Origin of the sequence: Roseateles sp. (genome assembly GCF_052436255.1) — a bacterium.
Classification (GTDB): Bacteria; Pseudomonadota; Gammaproteobacteria; order Burkholderiales; family Burkholderiaceae_C; genus Pelomonas.
Genome location: NZ_JBQVNP010000103.1, coordinates 1 through 18,365 on the forward strand (window position 1 = coordinate 1; position 18,365 = coordinate 18,365).

17 protein-coding genes are annotated in these 18,365 nt (G+C 70.4%); 5 read left to right on the forward strand and 12 right to left on the reverse strand.

Translation table 11 applies throughout. The features are described 5' to 3' along the window. Together ACT6S0_RS19465 and ACT6S0_RS19470 are read left to right on the forward strand one after the other, a co-directional pair. Positions 1-1,245, forward strand: a 1,245-nt coding sequence (locus ACT6S0_RS19465) for a pectate lyase family protein (protein WP_444765435.1), incomplete at its 5' end; no start/stop codon positions are given. An 8-nt stretch (positions 1,246-1,253) separates the two neighbouring features. Beyond that, positions 1,254-1,997 carry a rhamnogalacturonan acetylesterase gene (locus tag ACT6S0_RS19470; RefSeq protein ID WP_444765436.1) on the forward strand — a complete coding sequence of 248 codons (744 nt, stop codon included), beginning with the start codon at positions 1,254-1,256 and terminating at the stop codon, positions 1,995-1,997. Between the two features lie 22 nt (positions 1,998-2,019). Here the strand turns inward: ACT6S0_RS19470 and ACT6S0_RS19475 are convergent, their stop codons facing one another. Together ACT6S0_RS19475 and ACT6S0_RS19480 are read right to left on the reverse strand one after the other, a co-directional pair. Continuing rightward, positions 2,020-2,457 (reverse strand): cupin domain-containing protein, encoded by a 438-nt coding sequence (locus tag ACT6S0_RS19475; protein ID WP_444765437.1) that lies wholly within the window; start codon positions 2,455-2,457, stop codon positions 2,020-2,022. Positions 2,458-2,570: 113 nt separating this feature from the next. After that, positions 2,571-2,942, reverse strand: coding sequence for a group I truncated hemoglobin (locus ACT6S0_RS19480; RefSeq protein WP_444765438.1), 372 nt, complete (start codon positions 2,940-2,942; stop codon positions 2,571-2,573). Between the two features lie 129 nt (positions 2,943-3,071). Here ACT6S0_RS19480 and ACT6S0_RS19485 point away from each other — a divergent pair, with 129 nt between their 5' ends. Both ACT6S0_RS19485 and ACT6S0_RS19490 read left to right on the forward strand, forming a co-directional pair. Then, positions 3,072-6,248, forward strand: coding sequence for an ATP-binding protein (locus ACT6S0_RS19485; RefSeq protein WP_444765439.1), 3,177 nt, complete (start codon positions 3,072-3,074; stop codon positions 6,246-6,248). Positions 6,249-6,461: 213 nt separating this feature from the next. Beyond that, positions 6,462-6,848 carry a class I SAM-dependent methyltransferase gene (locus tag ACT6S0_RS19490; RefSeq protein ID WP_444765440.1) on the forward strand — a complete coding sequence of 129 codons (387 nt, stop codon included), beginning with the start codon at positions 6,462-6,464 and terminating at the stop codon, positions 6,846-6,848. Between the two features lie 22 nt (positions 6,849-6,870). Here the strand turns inward: ACT6S0_RS19490 and ACT6S0_RS19495 are convergent, their stop codons facing one another. From ACT6S0_RS19495 to ACT6S0_RS19535, 9 genes are all read right to left on the reverse strand, one after another. Continuing rightward, the gene (locus tag ACT6S0_RS19495) at positions 6,871-7,962 is read right to left on the reverse strand and encodes a dienelactone hydrolase family protein (protein WP_444765441.1); all 1,092 of its coding nucleotides are present in this window, start codon (positions 7,960-7,962) and stop codon (positions 6,871-6,873) included. After that, entirely contained in the window at positions 7,947-9,242 is a 1,296-nt protein-coding gene (locus tag ACT6S0_RS19500) for a TRAP transporter large permease (RefSeq protein ID WP_444765442.1), read from the reverse strand. The genes ACT6S0_RS19495 and ACT6S0_RS19500 overlap by 16 nt, the downstream gene beginning before the upstream one ends. 10 nt (positions 9,243-9,252) lie before the next feature. After that, complete coding sequence (locus ACT6S0_RS19505) at positions 9,253-9,747, reverse strand: TRAP transporter small permease (protein WP_444765443.1); 495 nt, start codon at positions 9,745-9,747, stop codon at positions 9,253-9,255. Continuing rightward, complete coding sequence (locus ACT6S0_RS19510) at positions 9,744-10,703, reverse strand: TRAP transporter substrate-binding protein (RefSeq protein ID WP_444765444.1); 960 nt, start codon at positions 10,701-10,703, stop codon at positions 9,744-9,746. The genes ACT6S0_RS19505 and ACT6S0_RS19510 overlap by 4 nt, the downstream gene beginning before the upstream one ends. 11 nt (positions 10,704-10,714) lie before the next feature. Continuing rightward, on the reverse strand, positions 10,715-12,316 hold the full coding sequence (locus ACT6S0_RS19515; RefSeq protein ID WP_444765445.1) for a family 43 glycosylhydrolase: 1,602 nt from the start codon (positions 12,314-12,316) through the stop codon (positions 10,715-10,717). Next, the gene (locus ACT6S0_RS19520) at positions 12,313-13,629 is read right to left on the reverse strand and encodes a pectate lyase family protein (RefSeq protein WP_444765446.1); all 1,317 of its coding nucleotides are present in this window, start codon (positions 13,627-13,629) and stop codon (positions 12,313-12,315) included. Before ACT6S0_RS19520 ends, ACT6S0_RS19515 begins: the two co-directional genes overlap by 4 nt. Beyond that, positions 13,629-14,552 (reverse strand): sugar kinase, encoded by a 924-nt coding sequence (locus ACT6S0_RS19525; protein ID WP_444765447.1) that lies wholly within the window; start codon positions 14,550-14,552, stop codon positions 13,629-13,631. Before ACT6S0_RS19525 ends, ACT6S0_RS19520 begins: the two co-directional genes overlap by 1 nt. Positions 14,553-14,760: 208 nt before the next feature. Continuing rightward, positions 14,761-16,146: a GAF domain-containing protein gene (locus ACT6S0_RS19530; RefSeq protein ID WP_444765448.1), complete on the reverse strand. Its 1,386-nt coding sequence runs from the start codon at positions 16,144-16,146 to the stop codon at positions 14,761-14,763. Continuing rightward, positions 16,143-16,625, reverse strand: a complete 483-nt coding sequence (locus ACT6S0_RS19535) for a hypothetical protein (RefSeq protein ID WP_444765449.1) — start codon at positions 16,623-16,625, stop codon at positions 16,143-16,145. The genes ACT6S0_RS19530 and ACT6S0_RS19535 overlap by 4 nt, the downstream gene beginning before the upstream one ends. Positions 16,626-16,979: 354 nt before the next feature. Between ACT6S0_RS19535 and ACT6S0_RS19540 the strand changes: the two genes are divergently transcribed. Then, entirely contained in the window at positions 16,980-17,141 is a 162-nt protein-coding gene (locus ACT6S0_RS19540) for a hypothetical protein (protein WP_444765450.1), read from the forward strand. A 360-nt stretch (positions 17,142-17,501) separates the two neighbouring features. On the opposite strand, the gene ACT6S0_RS19545 is transcribed toward ACT6S0_RS19540, so the two are convergent. Further along, positions 17,502-18,365: alpha/beta hydrolase (locus ACT6S0_RS19545; protein WP_444765451.1), on the reverse strand; the 864-nt coding region annotated here is incomplete at its 5' end.

Below are 18,365 nucleotides of genomic sequence, written 5' to 3' on the forward strand. Positions count from 1 at the left end.
GCGTCTGCCGGCATCGCCCACAAGGGCTGGACCGACACGGCCGGCGGCCGTGGTGGCCGCATCGTCAAGGTGACGACGCTGGCGGCCACCGGCCCGGGCAGCCTGAAGGAGGCCATCGAGGCGACGGGCCCGCGCATCGTCGTCTTCGAGGTCGGCGGCGTCATCGACATGGGCGGCCAGCCGCTCAAGATCACCCAGCCCTTGCTGACGCTGGCCGGCCAGACGGCGCCCGACCCCGGCATCACCATCCTCAAGGCCGAGACGACGATCTCGACGCACGACGTCGTCATCCAGCACCTGTCCTTCCGCCCCGGCGAGTTCGGCCGGCCGAAGAAGGGCGGCGGCGACCAGGACGCCATCTCGGCCCTCGGCGGTGCGCGCGACGTCATCGTCGACCATTGCAGCTTCTCCTGGGCCACCGATGAGAACCTCTCCGCCAGCGGCCCACGCTTCGAGGGCAAAACGCCCGAGGACTGGCGCAAGGCCACGTCCCACCGCATCACCTACAGCCACAACCTCATCTACGAAGGCCTGGGCCACTCGGTGCACGAGAAGGGCGAGCACAGCAAAGGCTCGCTGATCCACGACAACACCAGCGGTGTGCTGATCTACGGCAATGTCTATGTGTCCAACCGCCAGCGCAATGCGTTGTTCAAAGGCGGCGCGCGGGGCGCGATGGTCAACAACTACATCTTCAACCCCGGCGACCGGGCCGTGCACTACAACCTGTTGGCCAACGAGTGGACCGGCCAGCCTTGGCAGAACGGTCGCTTGACGCTGGTCGGCAATGCGTTGCGCCACGGGCCCAGCACGGTGCCCGGCACGGCCTTCTTCACCATGCTGGGCCAGGGCGACCTGGAGCTGCACATGACCGACAACCTCGCGCACGACACGCAGGGCCGGCCCGTGCCGCTGCTGGGCAACGGACCGACGACGACGGGCAAGCTCATCGTTGCCGCCAAGCCCGACCTGCCTGCCGGGCTCGTGATCCGCTCTGCCGCCGACCTGGCGCGCGAGCTGCCGCCGCTGGTCGGCGCCCGGCCGTGGGCCCGCGACCCGCTGGACACGCGTGTGCTGGCCGACATGGCGCAGGGCCGGGGCAAGCTGATCGACTCCGAAGTCGAGAACGCGCTCGGCTACCCGCGCCATGCGCCCACGCGCCGCGAGTTCAAGGCCGAGGACTGGAACCTCGACGACATGAGCCCCAAGGCCGGTTGGCCTGTTCTGCCCAAGGCTTCCAACTGATGCCTGCCATGAAGCAACTCCTGACCCTCCTGGCCGCCGGCCTCAGCCTCGCCACCAGCGCTCAGGCGGGCCCGGATGCGTCGGCGCCGCGTGGCGAGACCACTGCCAACGTCGCCACCGGCCCGCGCATCGTCCTCGTCGGCGACTCGACGATGGCGCCGCGCAGCGGCTACGGCAACGCGCTGTGCGCCCGCGTCCAGCAGGTCGCCTGCATCAACCTCGCGCGCGGCGGCCGGTCGAGCAAGAGCTTCCGCGCCGAAGGCCTGTGGGACAGCGTGATGGCCCTGCTTGCCGAGAAGGGCAACAAGACGCTGGTGCTGATCCAGTTCGGCCACAACGACCAGCCCGGCAAGCCCGGCCGCTCCACCGACCTCGCCACCGAATTCGGACCCAACATGGCCGGCTACGTGAAAGACGTGAAGGCCGCCGGCCACGACGTGGTGCTGCTGACGCCGCTGACGCGGCGCACCTTCAAGGCCGGGGAGCTGCCCAACGACCTGCGCCCCTGGGCCGAGGCCATCCTGGCGGTCGGCGCCGAGCAGGGCGTGCCGGTGCTGGACCTGAACGCCATCAGCCACGCCGCCGTCGCCGCCATGGGCCAGCCTGCCGCCGACACGCTGGCCGAGGCGCCACCGCGCTTCGACCGCACGCATGTGGGGCCGAAGGGCGCGGCGCTGTTCTCCGAGCAGGTGCTGGAGGGGCTGGTCACGCTGAAGCCGGCGCTGACGGGGGCGAAGACGCTGCTGCCCTGAGCGCCCCCGTCCCCCGAACGGTTCATTTCGTGCCGCGCTCGACGGGCACCGCATCCAGCGGGGACTCGAAGGCGATGAACAGGACGCAGGCCACGGCGCTCGTGCACAAGGCGGAGTGGGGCAGCTTGGGCGGGCCGTAGGCATAGCTGCCGGGCTTGAGCGTCACGGCCGCCTGTCCGTCGTAGGTGACGCGGAGTTCGCCCGCGACCAGCACCATTCGTTCTGCCGACGTGTGCAGGTGGAGCGGCAGCGTCGATTTCGCGGGCACCTTCAGGAACACATCGACGTTGTCCTTGGCCGGGTCGCCATGCAGCACCGCAATGCCGCATCCCTTGGGCAGGAACGCCGGGCACGCGCCCCATGCAAGGTCGGCATCGCTGGCATGGTGCGTGATTGCCATCTCCTTGGAGGCCGGCTGGGACTGTGCCAGCGCCGCAGACAGCAGCAGCGACGCCAGCACGGCAAGGCGGGGCGCGGCGGGTGCTTGGAACGCCGTCGGGTATGAAGCAATTTGAGTCACGATGTTTTCCAGAATGTTGATGGAAGAAGCCTGAACCTGCTCGTCGGCCGGCGTCAGACGCGGATCACCTCGCCCTTGAGCGACCAGAGGATGCTCAGCACCTCGCTGCGGGTGGCCGGGTCGATGCCGTTGGACGCCAGCGCCGCCATGGCGTCGTCGACGACGCTGACGAATTCCTGCTCGCTGATGTTCATGCCGCGGTGCGTGGCCAGCATGTCCTGCCCGCTGTAGACCTCGGGCCCGCCGGCGCCGGCGCAAAAGAACTCGATGACGCGCTGCTCGACGCGCGAGAGGTTCTCGCTGGCGAGATAGCGCGTTTTCACCAGCGGGTTGGCCAGGTGGTTCTGGATCAGGCTGCGGGTGATCCGGGCAATGCCGTCGCGTTGGCCGAGTCGGTCGTAAAGCGTGGGGGTGGCTTGATTCATCGGGTTGCTCCTTGTCGCCAGTGGTTCATGAAGATGGGGAGCCGCCACGATGCCGGCCGGGTGTTCCTGAAACGTTCCTCGGTGCGCCCATGCTTGTCATCGCCGGGGCTGGCCGGGACACTGGCCCGCATGAGCACCTCATCGCATCCCGACGCCGTTGACCAGCTGCTGCCGCTGGCGGTGCAATTGCTGGGCGGCTTTTCGGTCGGCGTGGGCGGGGCCGCGCCGCTGGCGGCCGAACGGTGGACCAGCCTGCGCGCGACGCACCTCGTACAGCTTTTGAGCCTGCAGCCCCGTCATCGCATGGCGCGTGAGCGGGTCATCGACACGCTCTGGCCAGACCTGGCGCCGGATGCCGGCGCGGCCAACCTGCGCAAGGCCGTCCACCATGTGCGCCAGGTGCTGGGCCGGCATGACGCGATCATCGTGCGCGGCGGCGAGGTGGCACTTTGGCCCGAGCGCCCGGTGCTGGTCGATGCGGACGCGTTTTGCGGCCAGGCGGACCTTGCCCTCGTGCGGCGCGATGCTGCCGAATGCGCCGAAGCCGCCCGCCAGTACGGGGGGGCGCTCCTGCCCGGTGCGAGCTACGAACCCTGGACCGAGGCGGCGCGGGAGCGTCTGCAATCGCGCTATCTCGACCTGCTGCGCGCCAGCGCCCAGTGGGAAAAGCTGGCACGGCTCGAACCCGACGACGAGCCGGCGCACCGCGCGCTGATGCAGCGTGAGCTGGAGGCCGGCAACCGGGCCGCTGCGCTGCGCTGGTATGCCCACCTGCGTGAGGCGCTGAAGCAGTCGCTCGGCGTCGCCCCCGACGCGCAGACCGAGGCGATCTATGCGCGCTGCCTGGCGGGCCTGCTGGCCAGCGGCCCGGCGTTTGTCGGCCGTGCGGCCGAACTCGGGCAGGCCCTGGCCTGGCTTGGCATGGCGGCCGACGAACGGCCGGGCGGCATCGTGCTGAGCGGCCCGGGCGGCATCGGCAAGAGCGCGCTCGGGCGCGAGATCGCGGCGCAGGCAGCCGAGCTCGGTTGGGTCGTGACGCCCATCAAGGCCGCCGCCGCCGGCCGGCCGTATGCGGTCGTGACGGCCATCGTCGAGCGGCTGTTGCTTGCCGATCGCGCATTGCTCGACCGCATCGGCAGCGCGGCGCGCAATGTCCTGGCGCTGCTCAGCCCGGTCGCGGGTCCTGCGCAGCCGCTGCCCGGCCCGCTCGGTCGCCACCAGGTGGTCGGCGCGCTCAGGCGCCTGGTGGTGGCGGCGGCCGGCGGGTCGAATGTGCTGCTGCAGATCGATGACGCCCACGGGGCTGAGGATGCCGACGTCGACGTCACGCTGCAGCTCATCAGCGCGGCAGCCCCGGTTTGCGTGCTGGTCACGACGCGGGCGCCCGCAGCCGGGTCCGCACTGGCGCGAGGGTTGTTGCGGCTGCAGTCGGCAGGCGCGCTGCGCCGGCTGGACATCGGGCCGCTCGACGACGATGAGTGCCGTCGCCTCGTCATGCGCGCCACGGCCAGACGGATTGACGACGCGCTGGTGGACCGGGTGGTGGCCGCCGCAGGTGGCAATCCCTTTGCCGCCATCGAACTGGCGCGCAGCGCCGCTGCCACTGGCGATGGCAAGCTGCCCGCGAGCGTGGCGGATGCCGTGCTCGACCGCCTTTGCGACGTGCCCGCCGACGCGCTCGGCTTGCTCCGGTGGCTGGCGCTGAGCGGCGACGGTTTTGACATCGCCACCGTCGAGGCCCTCGCCCAAGCCGCGCAGGCGCTACCACTGGCGGCACTCGACGCCTGCCTGCAGGCCGGCGTGCTGGTGCCGGCGGGCAGCCGCTACCGGTTCCGCCATGACCTCGTGCGGCAGGCGCTGGTCGAGCAGATGCCGCCGCACCGCCGCGTCAGGCTGCATCGCGAGATCGCCGACCTGCTGGCACAGCAGGACGCCGCCCCGGCCGATGTGGCCCGCCATTGGCTCGAAGGCGGCAAGCCTCGCGAGGCCGCGCCCTTCCTGCTGGCGGCGGCCCGTGACGCCATGCGGCTCGCGGCGTTCTCGGATGCGTTGCGCCATCTCGAGCTGCTTCTGGCCGGTCAGCCCGGGCATGCGGAGGGCCTTCGCCTGCGAGCCGAAGCACTGGACGCGATGGGCGACCCGGCCGCGCTGCCCGCCTACCGCCTTGCCGCGTCGGCGGCCGAAGGCAACGGCGTCGACGACCTGATGGCCAAGGCCGCTCTCGCGCAGGTCAAGCAGGGTGATCCCAAAGGGGCGCTGGTGCTGCTGCAGGGGCTCAAGCCCGCCAGCGTCGACGGCCGGCTGTCGGAGGCGCTGGCCTACAGCGGGGCCGCCGCGCTTGGCGCGACAGACCCGGCCATGGGGACGATCAAGTCGGCGCAGGCGCGCCGCCTGGCGCTGCAGTCGGCGGACACGTCCGCCATCGTGGTGGCGTCATGGGCCCAGGCTGCCGCAGCGCATGCGCGGGGCGAGCTGCACCAGAGCGTCTGGGCCGACCTCCAGGAAACCAGCCAGGTACCGCATCTGGCAGTCAGGGTCTTCGACGGTCATCTGTGCATCACCCAGCGCTTCCTGTACGGGGCACGTCCTTACGCGGACGTCATCGCCTTCGCCGACGCGCTGGCCGCCGAGGCGCGCCGCCTGGGCGCTGCACGCGGGCAGGCGTTTGCGACCACGCTGCGTGGCGAGGCCGAATGGCTGGCGGGCGACCTGGTGGGCGCCCGCCTGCGCCTGCGCGATGGCGCGCGGATGCACCGGGCCATTGGCGGTGCAGTGGGCGAGGCGCTGTCGCTGCAGCGACTGTCGGAGGTGTCGCTACACGAGGGGCGCCGCGAGGAAGCACGCGCACTGCTCGACGAGGCGCTGGACGTGGCGCGCCAGACGGACATCGGTTTTCATCTGCTTGACCGCATCTACGGTACCCGCATCACGCTGCATGCCGACGACCCGCAAGCCGCGCTCCACGTCATGCGGGATGCGGCCGAATCCGTCCGGGGCCCGCTGGAAACCTGTCCGGGCTGCCGGATCACCTTCGCGGTGCCGGCCGCGATCGCCGCCGCACGGGCCGGTGAAGTGGCGCTTGCCGAACAGCACGAGGCGCAATGTGCCTACCTGGCCAATGTGGTCATGCGACTGCCCGCCTGGTACGCGGCGCACGACGAGGTCCGCGGGCACCTGTCACGGGCGCAGGGGGCGGCGGCCGACGAAAGCAGGGCGCACTTTGCCGCCGCCGCCGTGCGCTTTCGCGGCGCCGGCCATCCCATCGATGCGGCGCGCTGTGAGCAACTCGCCGAGCGCACAGCCTGAGGGTCGGCAAGCCACTGGCGCGCGCGCAGCAGGTGGCGGCCGTCGCTCGCGAGCAGGCTGGCGAGGTAGGCGTCGCCGGGCTGGCGCGCCAGGCAGATGGCCGGGTCGTCGTAGGCTGCAGCGAAGAGGCTGGCACCTTGAACGCAGCGTGGGGCAAGCGGTACAACACGGGTTGGATCAACAGCAAGCCCGGCCCGGCCGGAGTTGGCAATCATGTCGGACCGAATCGAGGCGTTTGTCGAGTCGATGAAGATTCGACCCACCGACCGCGTGCTGGAGATCGGCTGCGGCCACGGCGTCGCCGCCTCGCTGATCTGCGCCAAGCTCAGGTGCGGGCTCTACGTGGCGGTCGACCGGTCAGGCAAGATGGTCGAGGCCGCCGCCAAGCGGAATCAAGCCTTCGTCAATGCAGGTATCGCCCAGTTTCTGCAATCGACGCTGGAGTCGCTCGATCTCGGGGAGCAGCGCTTCAACAAGGTGCTGGCCATGCGGGTGCGCATCTTCCATGACCAGCCGGACCTGGCGAAGGACCTGGCCCGGCGCTGGCTGGTGCCCCGAGGCCAGCTGTTCGTGCAGTACGACGAGCCGGAGGCGCAGTGAGTCGCCGGCGCGGTGCCGCGTGTCAACCGACCTGACTTTTCAGCCAGGCCGACGCCGCTCGCTGCTGTTCGGTGTCGAAGCGATGCCCGCCAGCCGTGACGTCAGTCCGGAAGCCCGCATGGCGTCCTGAAGCTTGTGCCAGTCGCGTCCAGGCCTGTTGCACCGCATCCCAAGGAAACAGCGCGTCCTCCGGCGACCCCACCAACATCAGCGGCCTCTGCGCAATCAGCGCGGCCACGTCCGGGTGGTCCAGCTCCGCCGCCAGCCCCGGGTGCGCCATGCTGAAGGCCGATTGCCCCTGCAGCGTGTGCTCGCCGGCGCGCAGCAGGCCTTCGCGCGTGCACATCCAGTGCGCAGCGACGCAGGCCGAAACCTGGTCGCAGACCGCGGCGAGCTGCCAGGCGCGGAAGGCGCCCATCGAAAAGCCGAGCACGGCCACGCGTTTCGGATCGATGCCGGGCTGTTCGCGCAGCCAGCGGTGCGAGCGCAGGTCGTCGCTGGCGATGACGCCGGCCCAGCTGTGGCCGAGCTGCATCAGATGGCTCATCAGCGCCTGCTGGTCGTCGCGCGCGAAGCCGGGGCGACTGCGTTCGCCCCAGCCGAGGGCGTCGATGGCCAGCACGGCGAAGCCGGCGTCCACCAGCGTATCGCCCACGAAGGCGCCACCGTAGTAGCGCTGCACCCAGGCGTCGGCGGACGGGCTGGCCGCCAGCGGACGGACCAGCTTTTCCTTGCCGATGTCGAAGCGCGCGCCGTGGTCGTGCATGACGACGACGGCCGGATGCGGCCCGTCGCCCTTGGGCCGCAGATAGAGGGCCGGCACGCGGTCGCCCAGCGCGCCGCGCAGCGTCAGCGCCCTGGCCGTGTGGCTGCCGCGGTCCTGCTCGGCCAGCACCTCGGCCGCAAAGCCGCTGCCATCGTCACCGGGCTGCAGGATCAGCCGGTGCGCGGCGGCCAGGGCCTCGGCACGCCAGCGGGCATCGGGCCGCCAGGCCAGGCGTGGTCGCCAGCGCCTTCGCAGGCCGCCCAGCGTGTCGTCCAGGCTGTCGGCCGCGGCAAGCAGTGGCCACAGGCCGGCTGCGAGCACCAGCCGCCGGTTCAGCCACCCACCCATGCCGGCAGCGCCAGCGACAGCGCCGGGATGTAGGTCACCGCGAGCAGCGTCGCCAGCAGCGCGCCATAGAACGGCGCGATGGAGCGCATCACCTGGCCCACGCTGACGCCGCCGATCGCGCAGCCGACGAACTGCACGGTGCCCACCGGGGGCGTGTTCAGGCCGAGCGCGCAGTTCACCAGTATGACGACGCCGAACTGTGTCGGGTCCATGCCGGCCTTCATGCAGATGGGCAGGAAGATGGGCGTGCAGATCAGGATGGTGGCCGCCATGTCCAGGAAGGTGCCCAGCACGAACAGCAGCACGTTGACCCACAGGAAGATCAGCCAGGGCCGGTTGCCGCTGAGTTGCGACAGCCACTCGCCCGTTTTTTGCGGCACCTCGTACAGCGCCAGGAAATACCCGAAGGCGGCCGAGATGCCGATCAGCAGCAGCACCACGCCGGTGGTCTTGCAGGCCTTGGCGCAGGCGGCCAGGAAGCCGTGCCAACTCAGCGACTTGTAGGCCAGGCCGGTGACCAGCAGCGCCCAGCACACGGCGGTGGCGGCCGACTCGGTGGCGGTGAACACGCCGCTGAGGATGCCGCCCAGGATGATGACGATGACGAGCAGCCCAGGCAGAGCCGCCAGGAAGGCCGCCAGCACCGGACCCCAGCCGGGAAAGGCGCCGTGCGTCGGGTAGCCGCGTTTCACGGCCACTGTGTAGGCAGCGACCAGGTTGGCGACCGTCAGCAACAGGGCCGGGATCAGTGCCGCCAGGATGAGGTTGAACACGCTCACCGCCGCGATGCCGGCCGTGGCCAGCACGTAGATGATGAGGTTGTGCGAGGTGGGCATCAGCGCGCCCACCAGCGCCGCATGCGTCGTCACGTTGACCGCGTAGTCGGCGTCATAGCCCTCGCGCTTCATCAGCGGGATCATCACCGAGCCCATGGCCGAGACGTCGGCCAGCGGCGAGCCGGCGACGCCGCCGAACAGCGTGCAGCCCAGCACGTTGCTCATGCCGAGGCCGCCGCGCACATGGCCCACCAGCCGATTGGCGAAGGTGACGATGCGCTCGGCGATGCCGCCGTGCAGCATCAGCTCACCAGCGAAGATGAAGAACGGGATCGCCAGGAAGGAAAAGATCTGCATGCCCCCCACCATCTTCTGGAAGACGATGGCCATGGGCAGGTCGGCGGCCAGCACCGTGGCGACCGAGGCCAGACCGATGGAGAAGGCGACGGGTACGCCCAACAGCAGCAGCAAGACAAAGCTGCCGCACATGACCCAAAGTTCCATGCCTTCCACGTCAGACCCCAGCTTCTTTGACTTCGTCTCCGCGCCACAGCGCGATCAGATGTTCGATGCAGAACAACACGATGAGGGCGCCAGCAATCACCAGCGGCAGATAGTCCAGCCCCTCGGGGACGCCCAGCAGCGGCTTGGGCTCGGCCCATTTCAGCGTCAGCCACTCCCAGCCCGCATACGCCATCAGCACGGCGAAGACCAGCACGCAGACATGGATCAGCGCCTCTGCCACGCGCTGCGCGGCCAGCGGCAGCAGGGCGACGAGGGACTCCATGCCGAGGTGGCCAGCATCACGCACGCCCACGGCAACGGCCAGCCCCGTGATGTAGAGGACCAGCAGCAGCGCCACCGGCTCGGTCCAGGTCGGCGAATCGTTGAGCAGGTAGCGGCCGATCACCTGCCATTGCACGCAGATGACCTGCACCACCAGCCCCAGCACGGCCGCGCGCAGCGACCAGCGCGACAGCGTCGCGCACAGCTTGGTATAGGTGTTCACTTGGCGTCCTGGATCGCCTTGGTCAACGCCTGCAGCTCCGGCGTGTTGACGAACTTGGCGATGACCGGCTGCACGGCCTTGCGGAAGGCCTCGCGGTCGGTGTCGATGATCTGCGCGCCGGCGGCCTTCACATCGGCCAGGGCCTTGGCTTCCTGCGCGTCCCAGCGTTCACGTTCCACGACCACCGAGGCCTTGGCGGCGTCGCGCACCTGCTTTTGCTGGTCGGGCGTGAGCTTGTCCCAGATGCGCTTGCTGATGAACAGGCCCTCCGGCGTCATCGAATGCTCGGTGCGGCTGTAGAACTTGGCCGCCTCGAAGTGGCGGAAGCCCTCGTAGCTCGGCACGTTGTTCTCGGCGGCGTCGATCAGGCTGGTCTTGAGGCCCGTGTAGACCTCGCCAATGGGCATGGGCGACGGGTTGGCGCCCAGCGCCGTCATGGCGGCCACCCAGAGGTCGGTCTGCTGCACGCGGATCTTCAGGCCCTTCATGTCGGCCAGCGTCTTGATGGGCTTGCGCGCATAGATGGAGCGGGCGCCGGAGTCGTACAGCGCCAGGCCCACCATGCCCTGGTGCTCGCAGGCCTTGAGGATCTCCTCGCCGGCCGGGCCGTCGAAGGCCTTGCGCATGTGGGCGGTGTCGCGGAACAGGAAGGGCAGCGAGGGCACGAGGGTCTTGGGGCACATGGCCGTCAGCGGCGCCAGGTTCACGCGCGTCATCGCGAGCGCGCCGATCTTGACCTGGTCGATGGTTTCCTTTTCGCTGCCGAGGGCGCCCTTGTTGAAGACCTTGACGGTCAGCGCGCCGCCACTGCTCTTGGCCAGCAACTGGCCCATGTACTTGACGGCGACAACGGTGGGGTAGTCGTCGCTGTTGTGGACGTCGGCGGACTTCAGCTCCAGCGCCCAGGCTGCGGGGCTGAGCAGCGTGGCGGCCAGCAGGGTGAGGGTCTTGTTCATGAGGGGTCTCCTTAGTCGAGCGCGCGATAGCGCAGGTTCGAAAAGCGCGCTTCGCCCTGGCCGGCGGCATAGATCGCCGGACGAAGGCTGGCGAAGCCGCCGGCGGTGTTGTGGTGGTAGCCGCTCACGTCCATCTGGACCGGGAACTTGGCCCAGGGCCGGGTGGCGTCGGCCCGGCTGAAGAGGGTGAGCACATGGCGTGCACAGCGCATTCTCAACTGCAGGCGGCGGCCGATGCCTTCGCCTTTGGGAACGGCTCGTATGTCAAGCCCGTAGCGCAGCAGCCGCAGGCTCCTGGCGTTGGCGCCCATGCCGGCATACAGGCGCGGGCTGTAGAACATCATCAGGCCCATCTGCACGCCTTCGTCGAAGTCCACATCGACCTCGATCTCGAAGGCCGGGTCGCCCTGGATGAAGCCCAGCGGTGGGCTGTCGCCCGGGTCCTTGCCGGTGGCGCGCAGGTGCAGCTTGCCGTCGGCCACGCGAGCGCGCGCCTGCTGACCGGCACCGCCGCTGAGGAACTGCCAGTGGGGCTTCAGCGTCTTGCCGGCAAAGTCATCCGACAGCGCCAGGCCATGCGCCACCGCCTGGCCGCCGGCCGGCATGGGCAGTGGCACGCCGTCATCGACGTCGACATGGAACCAGCCGTCGGCACTCAAGCGCGCCGGCGCCAGCAGCATCTGCCGGCCGAGCGTGTGGAAACTGTTCTCGTAGCCGTGATAGAGCATCCACCAGTCGCCGCGCGGCCCCTGCACCAGGCTGCCATGGCCGCGCGACCACCAGCGCTCGCGGGATGAGCGGGTGCGCATCAGCGGGTTGTGCGGTGCCTGTTCCCAGGGGCCGTCGAGCGTGCGGCTGCGTGCGGCGATGACCATGTGGCCGGTCGGCGGCCCGGCAGTGCCGCCCACGGCCAGCAGCATGTGCCACCAGCCACCGTGGCGCAGCATCTTGGGTCCCTCGGGCGAGAAGCTCTCGACGTCCCAGTCCTCCGGGTAGCGCCAGGGGTCGTAGACATGCTCGACGGGGCCGGCGAGCTTCATGCCATCGGCGCTCAGCTTCACGCGGTCGCCGCCGCTGAGATAGAGCCAGCGCTGGCCGTCCTCGCCCGCCACATGCGTCGGGTCGATATGCCGGTGCAGGCCGAGCGCGACGGGTTTGGACCAGGGGCCCTCGATGCGGTCGGCCCACATGACGAGGATGTCGTTGGGCTGTGCCTTGACCGGCAGGTAGAGGTAGTAGCGGTCGCCGTGCTTGCACAGGTCCGGCGCCCACACGCTGCCCACGGCCTCGTGCAAGGCGTTGGCCAGCGGCCGCCAGTTGACGAGGTCGCGCGAATGCCAGATCAACAGGCCCGGCACGGCCTCGAAGCTGGAGTGCGTCAGGTAGTAGTCGGCGCCGTCCTTGAGCACCGTGGGATCGGGGCGGTCACCGGCCAGCACGGGGTTCAGGAAGGTGCCATCGCCCAGATCGGCCTTGCGCTGGCCCTCGATCCCCTTGTGCCAGGGCTTGCACGGCGGCAGATAGGGCAGGCCGGGCGCCTCGGCGCAATCGACGGCGCTCCAGGCCGGTGGGGCAGCCAGCAGGGCGAGCAGGCTGCGGCGGGCCAGGCTCACTTGACCCCCCGCACGAACAGCGACGCCCAGCCCGCCTTCGGGCTCATGTCGGCCAGGTTCCAGTCCGCCTCGACAAAGGCGCGCTGCGTCGCCCTGCGTTTGGGCAGGCCGTCGGTGTTGTTCTGCGTCTCGTCGTCGATCAACTGGCCACGGTCCTCGGCGATGTCGGACAGCTGCTTGAAGTCCAGCGGGTCGCGTGCCCAGGGGCGTGCGCCGACGTACAAGGGCAGCAGCTTCTCCAGTTCGCGCGGCGGCACCCAGGACAGGCCCGGCGGCAAATAGGCCTCCCGCACCGGCACGATCTCGGCGCTGGTGGTGTAGCGGCCGGTGATGGGCAGCGGCTGGCCATGGCGGTCGACGGCGAGGTTGTCCTGCTCGAAGAGCTGCACATCGCCCACGCCGCCCAGCGTGAACAGCGGCAGCCGCTCGGCCGTGCCGGGCCCCGCGCGGTAGACGTTGCCGACCAGCGTGACCTTGCCGACCTGGTAGGGCTGGCCGACCCATTCGTGCGCGACGAGGTTGTAGTGCACCGCCTTGCCGCCCGGGTTGTAGATCAGGTTGTTGACCATCGCGCCCCAGACCCCGCCCTTGAACAGCGCATTGCGCTCGCGGTTGGATGCATAGACATTGCCCAGCAGCAGGATGCGGTTGGCGTTGTCGTGGATGAGCGTGCCCTTGCTGTGCTCGCCCTTGGCGTGGACCGACTCTCCCAGGCCTTCGTAGACGAGGTTGTGGCTGAAGGTGATGGCGTGGGACGTGCTCTCGCGCCAGGCCTCGGGCGTGGCGCCCTTGAAGCGCGGGCCGCCGACCGACAGGTTCTCGTCGGTGGCCCAGGAGAAGCTGCAGTGGTCGACGATGAGGCGGCGCGCGCCTTCGGACGTCGTGATGCCGTCCTGGTCGCGGCCGCTGCGCCTGGCCCGGCCGTAGGCGCCGGGGCGGACGCTGAGGTGCTGCACGATGACGTCGGCCGCTGCGATCTCCAACTCGCCGCGCACCAGCGTGATGCCGGGGTCGGGCGCGGTCTGGCCGGCGATGGTCACGCGGCCCTCGCGCAGCTTGTAGCCGGCCCCGCCCATGTCGATGACGCCGCCGACCTCGAAGACGACGATGCGCGGGCCCGGCGTGTCCAGCGCCGCCTTCAGGCTGCCCGGCCCGTCGGCCGCCAGGGTCGTCACGCGGATGAGCTTGCCGCCCTGGCCGCCGGCGGTCTGCGCCCAGCCGCTATGGACATAGGTGGCCGGGTGCAGGGGCGCCGTCTTGTCGGCCGCGTGGCAGAGCCCGGTGGCCAGCACCAGGGACAGCAGAAGTCTCATCAGGCGCCGATCAGGTCTTGCATGGCCTCGCGCGGGATCAGCGCGCCGGGATGCTGGATGACGCGGGCCGCGAGCCGGTTGCCGAAGGCCGCCGCCTCGGCGGGCGGCAGGCCGCGCAGGCGCCGGCTCAAGTAGCCGGCGGCAAAGGAATCGCCTGCGGCCGTGGTGTCGACGACGCGCGGCACGGCCTCGGTCGCCACGTCCTGCCATTCGCCGTTCAAGCCCACGCGTGCCGGCAGCGCCCCGCGCTTGATGGCGATCTCGGCCACGGGCAGGGCCTGCGCGGCCGTGACCGCCGTGTCCAGGTCGGGCATGGCGTGCAGGGCCTGGTGGTCGTCGGCGGTGATCAGCGCGATGGTGGACGCCGCGAACGCGCGGCCATACCAGTAGCGCGCATCGGCCGCGGAATCCCACAGCCGCGGCCGGAAGTTGTTGTCGAAGGCGACAACGGCGCCGCGGGCGCGCATGCGCGTCATCAGTGCCAGCACGCGCTCGCGACCGGCCTGCGGCAGGATGGCCAGGCTGATGCCCGACAGATAGAGGGCGTCCAGCGCATCGGCCTGTTCCTCCAAGGCCGTCGCGGCGGTGTCGAAGTAGGACCGCGCCGCTGCCTGGCCGCGCCAGTAGTGGAAGCGCCGCTCGCCGCCGGCGTCGAGCTCGATCAGGTAGAGCCCCGGCACGCGGCCGACCAAGCGTTGCACCAGGCCGGTCTGGATGCCCTCCGCCGCCCAGCGGTCCAGCAGGCCGGTGCTCAGCGAGTCATCGCCCAGCGCTGTCGCGTAGTGCACCCGCAGGTCCGTGCCACCGCAGCGCGACAGGTAGACGGCCGTGTTCAGCGTGTCGCCGCCGAAGGTCTGGCGCAGGTTGCCGAAGGCCTGGCCCTGCAGTTCAAGCATGCATTCGCCCAGGGCGGCGATAGACATCGGGCGGCTGGCGACCGAGGCGGCCGAGGGAGAGAGGTTCACAGGATCTGGAAAATGAAACAACGGTTCAATAAAGATATCCTAGTCGTCCGTTGCGGCTCACATGGTTTACCCCGGGCCGCTGTCGAGCGGGGAGCGATTCCTCAGCGCCTTGAGCGCGGCGTCGGTGCAAGCCCGCGGCCGGGCCGTCGGCCTCGCCGCCCCGGCGTCAGACTTCCGTGGTCAGGGACAGGGGGCCGTCGGCGATCAGCCGGTATTGGCCGCGCCCGGCGCGTTCGATGTGCAGGCCGAAGTCGCGCTCGGCCAGGCGGCGCTCCAGCAGCAGCAGGCGCACGCCCAGGTTGTCCTGTACTTCGGGCAGGCGCAGGTCGCCGCCGGCCAGGCGCAGCTCGCGCGTGCTGAAGGCCGCGCGGCCGCTGTCGATCTGGTCGCGCACCAGCTTGGCGATGATGGCGCCGGCGACGCCCTTGATCAGGTACTCGTCGTTGACGAACACGCTGTGGTCGCGCGGGTAGTGGCGCACGCGCAGCGGCGCGTGCTCGGCCACGGGGGCTTGCGCGGGCGCCGGTGCGGCCAGGGGCTCCTCCACCAGCTCGGCCGTGCGCAGCGAGGCCAGGCCCTGCGCCAGCTGCGCTCCCACGGCCGTCAGCGCGTCCTCGTCGTCATAACTGAAGAACTGGTCGTGCTCGCTCTCCACCAGCAGCGCGCCCACGGTGCGGCCGCGTGCGCGCAGCGGCACGGCCAGCTGGCTGCGCGGCGTCGGCAGGCCGGGCAGGGGAATGGTGTCGGCCATGGCGGCCTGCAGGCCGAGCTGCTCGGCCTTGGTGCGCCACGACATGCCGTAGCTGCACATCTGGCTCATGTGGCCAATGCGGATGGGCACGTTCTCGCGCAGCGCCACGCCAGCCAGGCCGGCCTCGGCCAGCGGCAGCTCGGCGCCGGTGCCGGCCTGTTCGTAGCCGATGCTGGCCAGCGTGTAGAGGCCCTGGCGCTGTTCGTCCAGCAGCCAGACGATGGCGTGGCTGATGCGCAGGTCGCGCTGCAAACCCTCGGTGAAGGCGTTCAGCAGGCCGCGCAGGTCGGGCGCCTCGGCGAGCTGCTCGGACAGGCGCCGCACGCCGGCGGCGAGATCGCAGCGCGGCGCGATCGCCGGCAGCGGATGCACGGGGTCGAGCTTGCGCAGCGACTCGACACGATAGATATCGGCGCCGCGCAGGTGGAAGACCTTCTCCATGCCGGTCTGGGCGGCGATGCCGGCGAGCTTGGCGCGCAGGCGCTCGAAGATCGGACCATCGGCGTCGGTGCGCTCGTAGCGCAGCTGCAGCAGCACCGACACGCCGGTGATCGGGTCCTCCACGCTCAGCGCCACGCGGCCGGTGGCCAGGATGTTGGCGCGGCTGCGGTTGAGGAACTGATAGGTCAGCGCCACATGATCGTCGTCCACGTACTCGGCATGCGAGAGGTAGTTGACATGCGGCATGCCGTCGGCCGCCACCGTGCACATGGCCGGCGGGATGACGCCTTCGAGCAGGCGGCGTACATCGCGCAGCTTGAGAGCACGCCGCTCGGTCTGGGCTCGGGTGGTGTCGCTCATGTCAACAAGTCGATGGCTTGGCCGGCGCCGGGGCCGGGGGTCTGATCCCAGGCCCCGCAGGGGGTGAAACGGATGCCGGCCAGGCTGAGCACGTCGAGGTCGTACCAGATCGACATGATGAAGTCGCGCGTGAAGCCCAGCGGCTCGACCTGGGCGATGAACCTCTCGCGGCAGCGCTCGAACATCGCTGCGTGCTCAGGCGTGGCGGCGAATATCTCGGCGTCCAGCCCCTTCACGTGCAGCGTGCGAAAGCTCCCCGGCTGCGCGGCCACATAGGAGATCCGCCCGCTGGCCGCGGCGGCGGCCAGCAGCTGCTCGCCGGTCTTGGCCAGCAGCAGCACCTCGACGCGCCCGTCGGGCAGCGCCTGCGCGGCCAGCCCGCGGCAGATCTCGGGCTGGCCGTCGGCATGGCTGCCGCCCAGGCGGTGGGAGACGCCGTTTTGCAGATGGGCGGCCCAGTCGGGAGGGAGGCGAGGCACGGTGGCGGTGGTGGTGCAGCGGGGTGCGCGGATGATAGGCATTGCCTCAGCGCCTGGCGCCCAGGTCTTCGAGCTGGGCCAGCGCCGATGGCGAGCCGCTGGTCCTGCCGTGGCGCAGTTAGCAAAGTCTTAACGACCGCTTAGCCAACAACTAGCGGCGCGCTGCCCGGCTTGCGCCGACAGTGGCAGCCATGCCGGCAGCACGCCGGCCCAGACCCCCGAGGACCCCCTGCCAGGGCGCGTTGACCCCCTGACGGGCGGAGCCTCACAGCAACGCAGGATTGCGGCGGAGGACCGTCGCAGCGAGCGGGCGCTGCAGCCCGTCGCCGCGCTGCCGAACTGAAGAGAAACGCCATGACACCGCAAGTCCCATCCACGCCGCGCCGGCTGCCCGCGATGCCCGCCCCGCAGCCCGCCAAGCCGGACGCCCGCGGCCCGGCGCCGCGCAGCGATGTTTTCTGCACGCTGGCATGCCTCGGCAAGCCTCAGGGTGCGGCCTTCAGCCTGGCGGGTTGAGCATGACCGCCGCCACCGCCCCGGCCTCTACGCCGTCCTCCCGGCTGGACGCCATGCTGCTGATCCGCGCCTCTGAGCAGCAGCTGGTCGCGACGACGGCCCCCGGCCAGCCCGGCACCTGCACCTCGGTCGGCCAGGAAGCCTGCGCCCGTCGGCGTCGTCGGCGCGCTGGGCGCCGACGACCGGATGCTGACCGTTACTTGGCGGCTGCCGGTCCAGTTCGTCTGCCAGGCCCAGGTGCACCGCCGCGACACCATGCCGGGCGAGCATGTGGCCGACTGGGTGCACGGCCAATGGCAGGGTGGCCGAGCTGGTGGACGGCAACGATGTGGAGGCCGAACCCCGACCGCGCGGCTTGAGTCAGCGCAGGCTTTCGAGAGCCTCGGCCATCGCCTGGCGGTAGGCCGAGAGCTGTTGCAGGTCGTTGTGCCCGCCGCCTTCGATTCGCAGCAGCCGCGCCTGCGGCAGCACGGCTTGCAGTTTGGCGCTTTCGGCGAAGGGAATGACCTCGTCGCCGTCGCCATGCACCAACAGCACGGGGCCGTGGATGCGCTCGATCACACGGTCCGTGCGAAGCGGGTAGCGCAGCGCCAGCGCTGGCACCCACGGGTAGTACCGGCGTGCCAGGCCGGCCATGCTGGCGTAGGGCGACACCAGCACCGTCAGGTCGGGCTGCACCGAGGCTGCCAGCTCGGCGGCCAGGCCGGTGCCGAGCGAGCGGCCATAGATGACGATGCGCTTGCCGGCATAGCGCGGCGCAACGCTGCGCCACACGGCCATCACGTCGGCATGCAGCTGGGCCTCGCTCTCGATGCGCCCGGTGCTCTTGCCGTAGCCGCGGTAGTCCGGCATGACGAGGTCGAAACCGGTGCGGCGGTAGATCTCGATGTCGGTGAACCAGCTCTGCAGGTTGCCGGCATTGCCATGCAGGAAGAACACCACCCCGCGCGGCTCGGGCAGGCGCAGCTCCAGCACCGACAGCTTCGCACCGGGCACGTCGACCAAGCGCTCGTGTACGTCCGGCTCGGTGGCCAGGCGCGTGTCGGCGGGCAGGGCCTGGGGGAAGAAGAGCAGGCTCTCCTGCTTCCACCACAGCAGCGCCACCGCGGCCAGCCAGGCCAGCAGTGGCAACAGCAACAACGCGGCCGCGATGCGCATCCCGCGGCGGCGCGGCGCGTTCAACGGCAGCTCGCCGCCAGCCAGGTGGCCAGCTGCGGCAGCCAG

Coding starts and splice junctions, on each gene's coding strand:
- ACT6S0_RS19520 (WP_444765446.1), bottom strand. CDS start 13,629: ATGAGACTTCTGCTGTCCCTGGTGCTGGCCACCGGGCTCTGCCACGCG.
- ACT6S0_RS19530 (WP_444765448.1), bottom strand. CDS start 16,146: ATGAGCGACACCACCCGAGCCCAGACCGAGCGGCGTGCTCTCAAGCTG.
- ACT6S0_RS19525 (WP_444765447.1), bottom strand. CDS start 14,552: ATGTCTATCGCCGCCCTGGGCGAATGCATGCTTGAACTGCAGGGCCAG.
- ACT6S0_RS19480 (WP_444765438.1), bottom strand. CDS start 2,942: ATGAATCAAGCCACCCCCACGCTTTACGACCGACTCGGCCAACGCGAC.
- ACT6S0_RS19490 (WP_444765440.1), top strand. CDS start 6,462: ATGTCGGACCGAATCGAGGCGTTTGTCGAGTCGATGAAGATTCGACCC.
- ACT6S0_RS19540 (WP_444765450.1), top strand. CDS start 16,980: ATGACACCGCAAGTCCCATCCACGCCGCGCCGGCTGCCCGCGATGCCC.
- ACT6S0_RS19470 (WP_444765436.1), top strand. CDS start 1,254: ATGAAGCAACTCCTGACCCTCCTGGCCGCCGGCCTCAGCCTCGCCACC.
- ACT6S0_RS19495 (WP_444765441.1), bottom strand. CDS start 7,962: ATGGGTGGGTGGCTGAACCGGCGGCTGGTGCTCGCAGCCGGCCTGTGG.
- ACT6S0_RS19500 (WP_444765442.1), bottom strand. CDS start 9,242: ATGGAACTTTGGGTCATGTGCGGCAGCTTTGTCTTGCTGCTGCTGTTG.
- ACT6S0_RS19485 (WP_444765439.1), top strand. CDS start 3,072: ATGAGCACCTCATCGCATCCCGACGCCGTTGACCAGCTGCTGCCGCTG.
- ACT6S0_RS19510 (WP_444765444.1), bottom strand. CDS start 10,703: ATGAACAAGACCCTCACCCTGCTGGCCGCCACGCTGCTCAGCCCCGCA.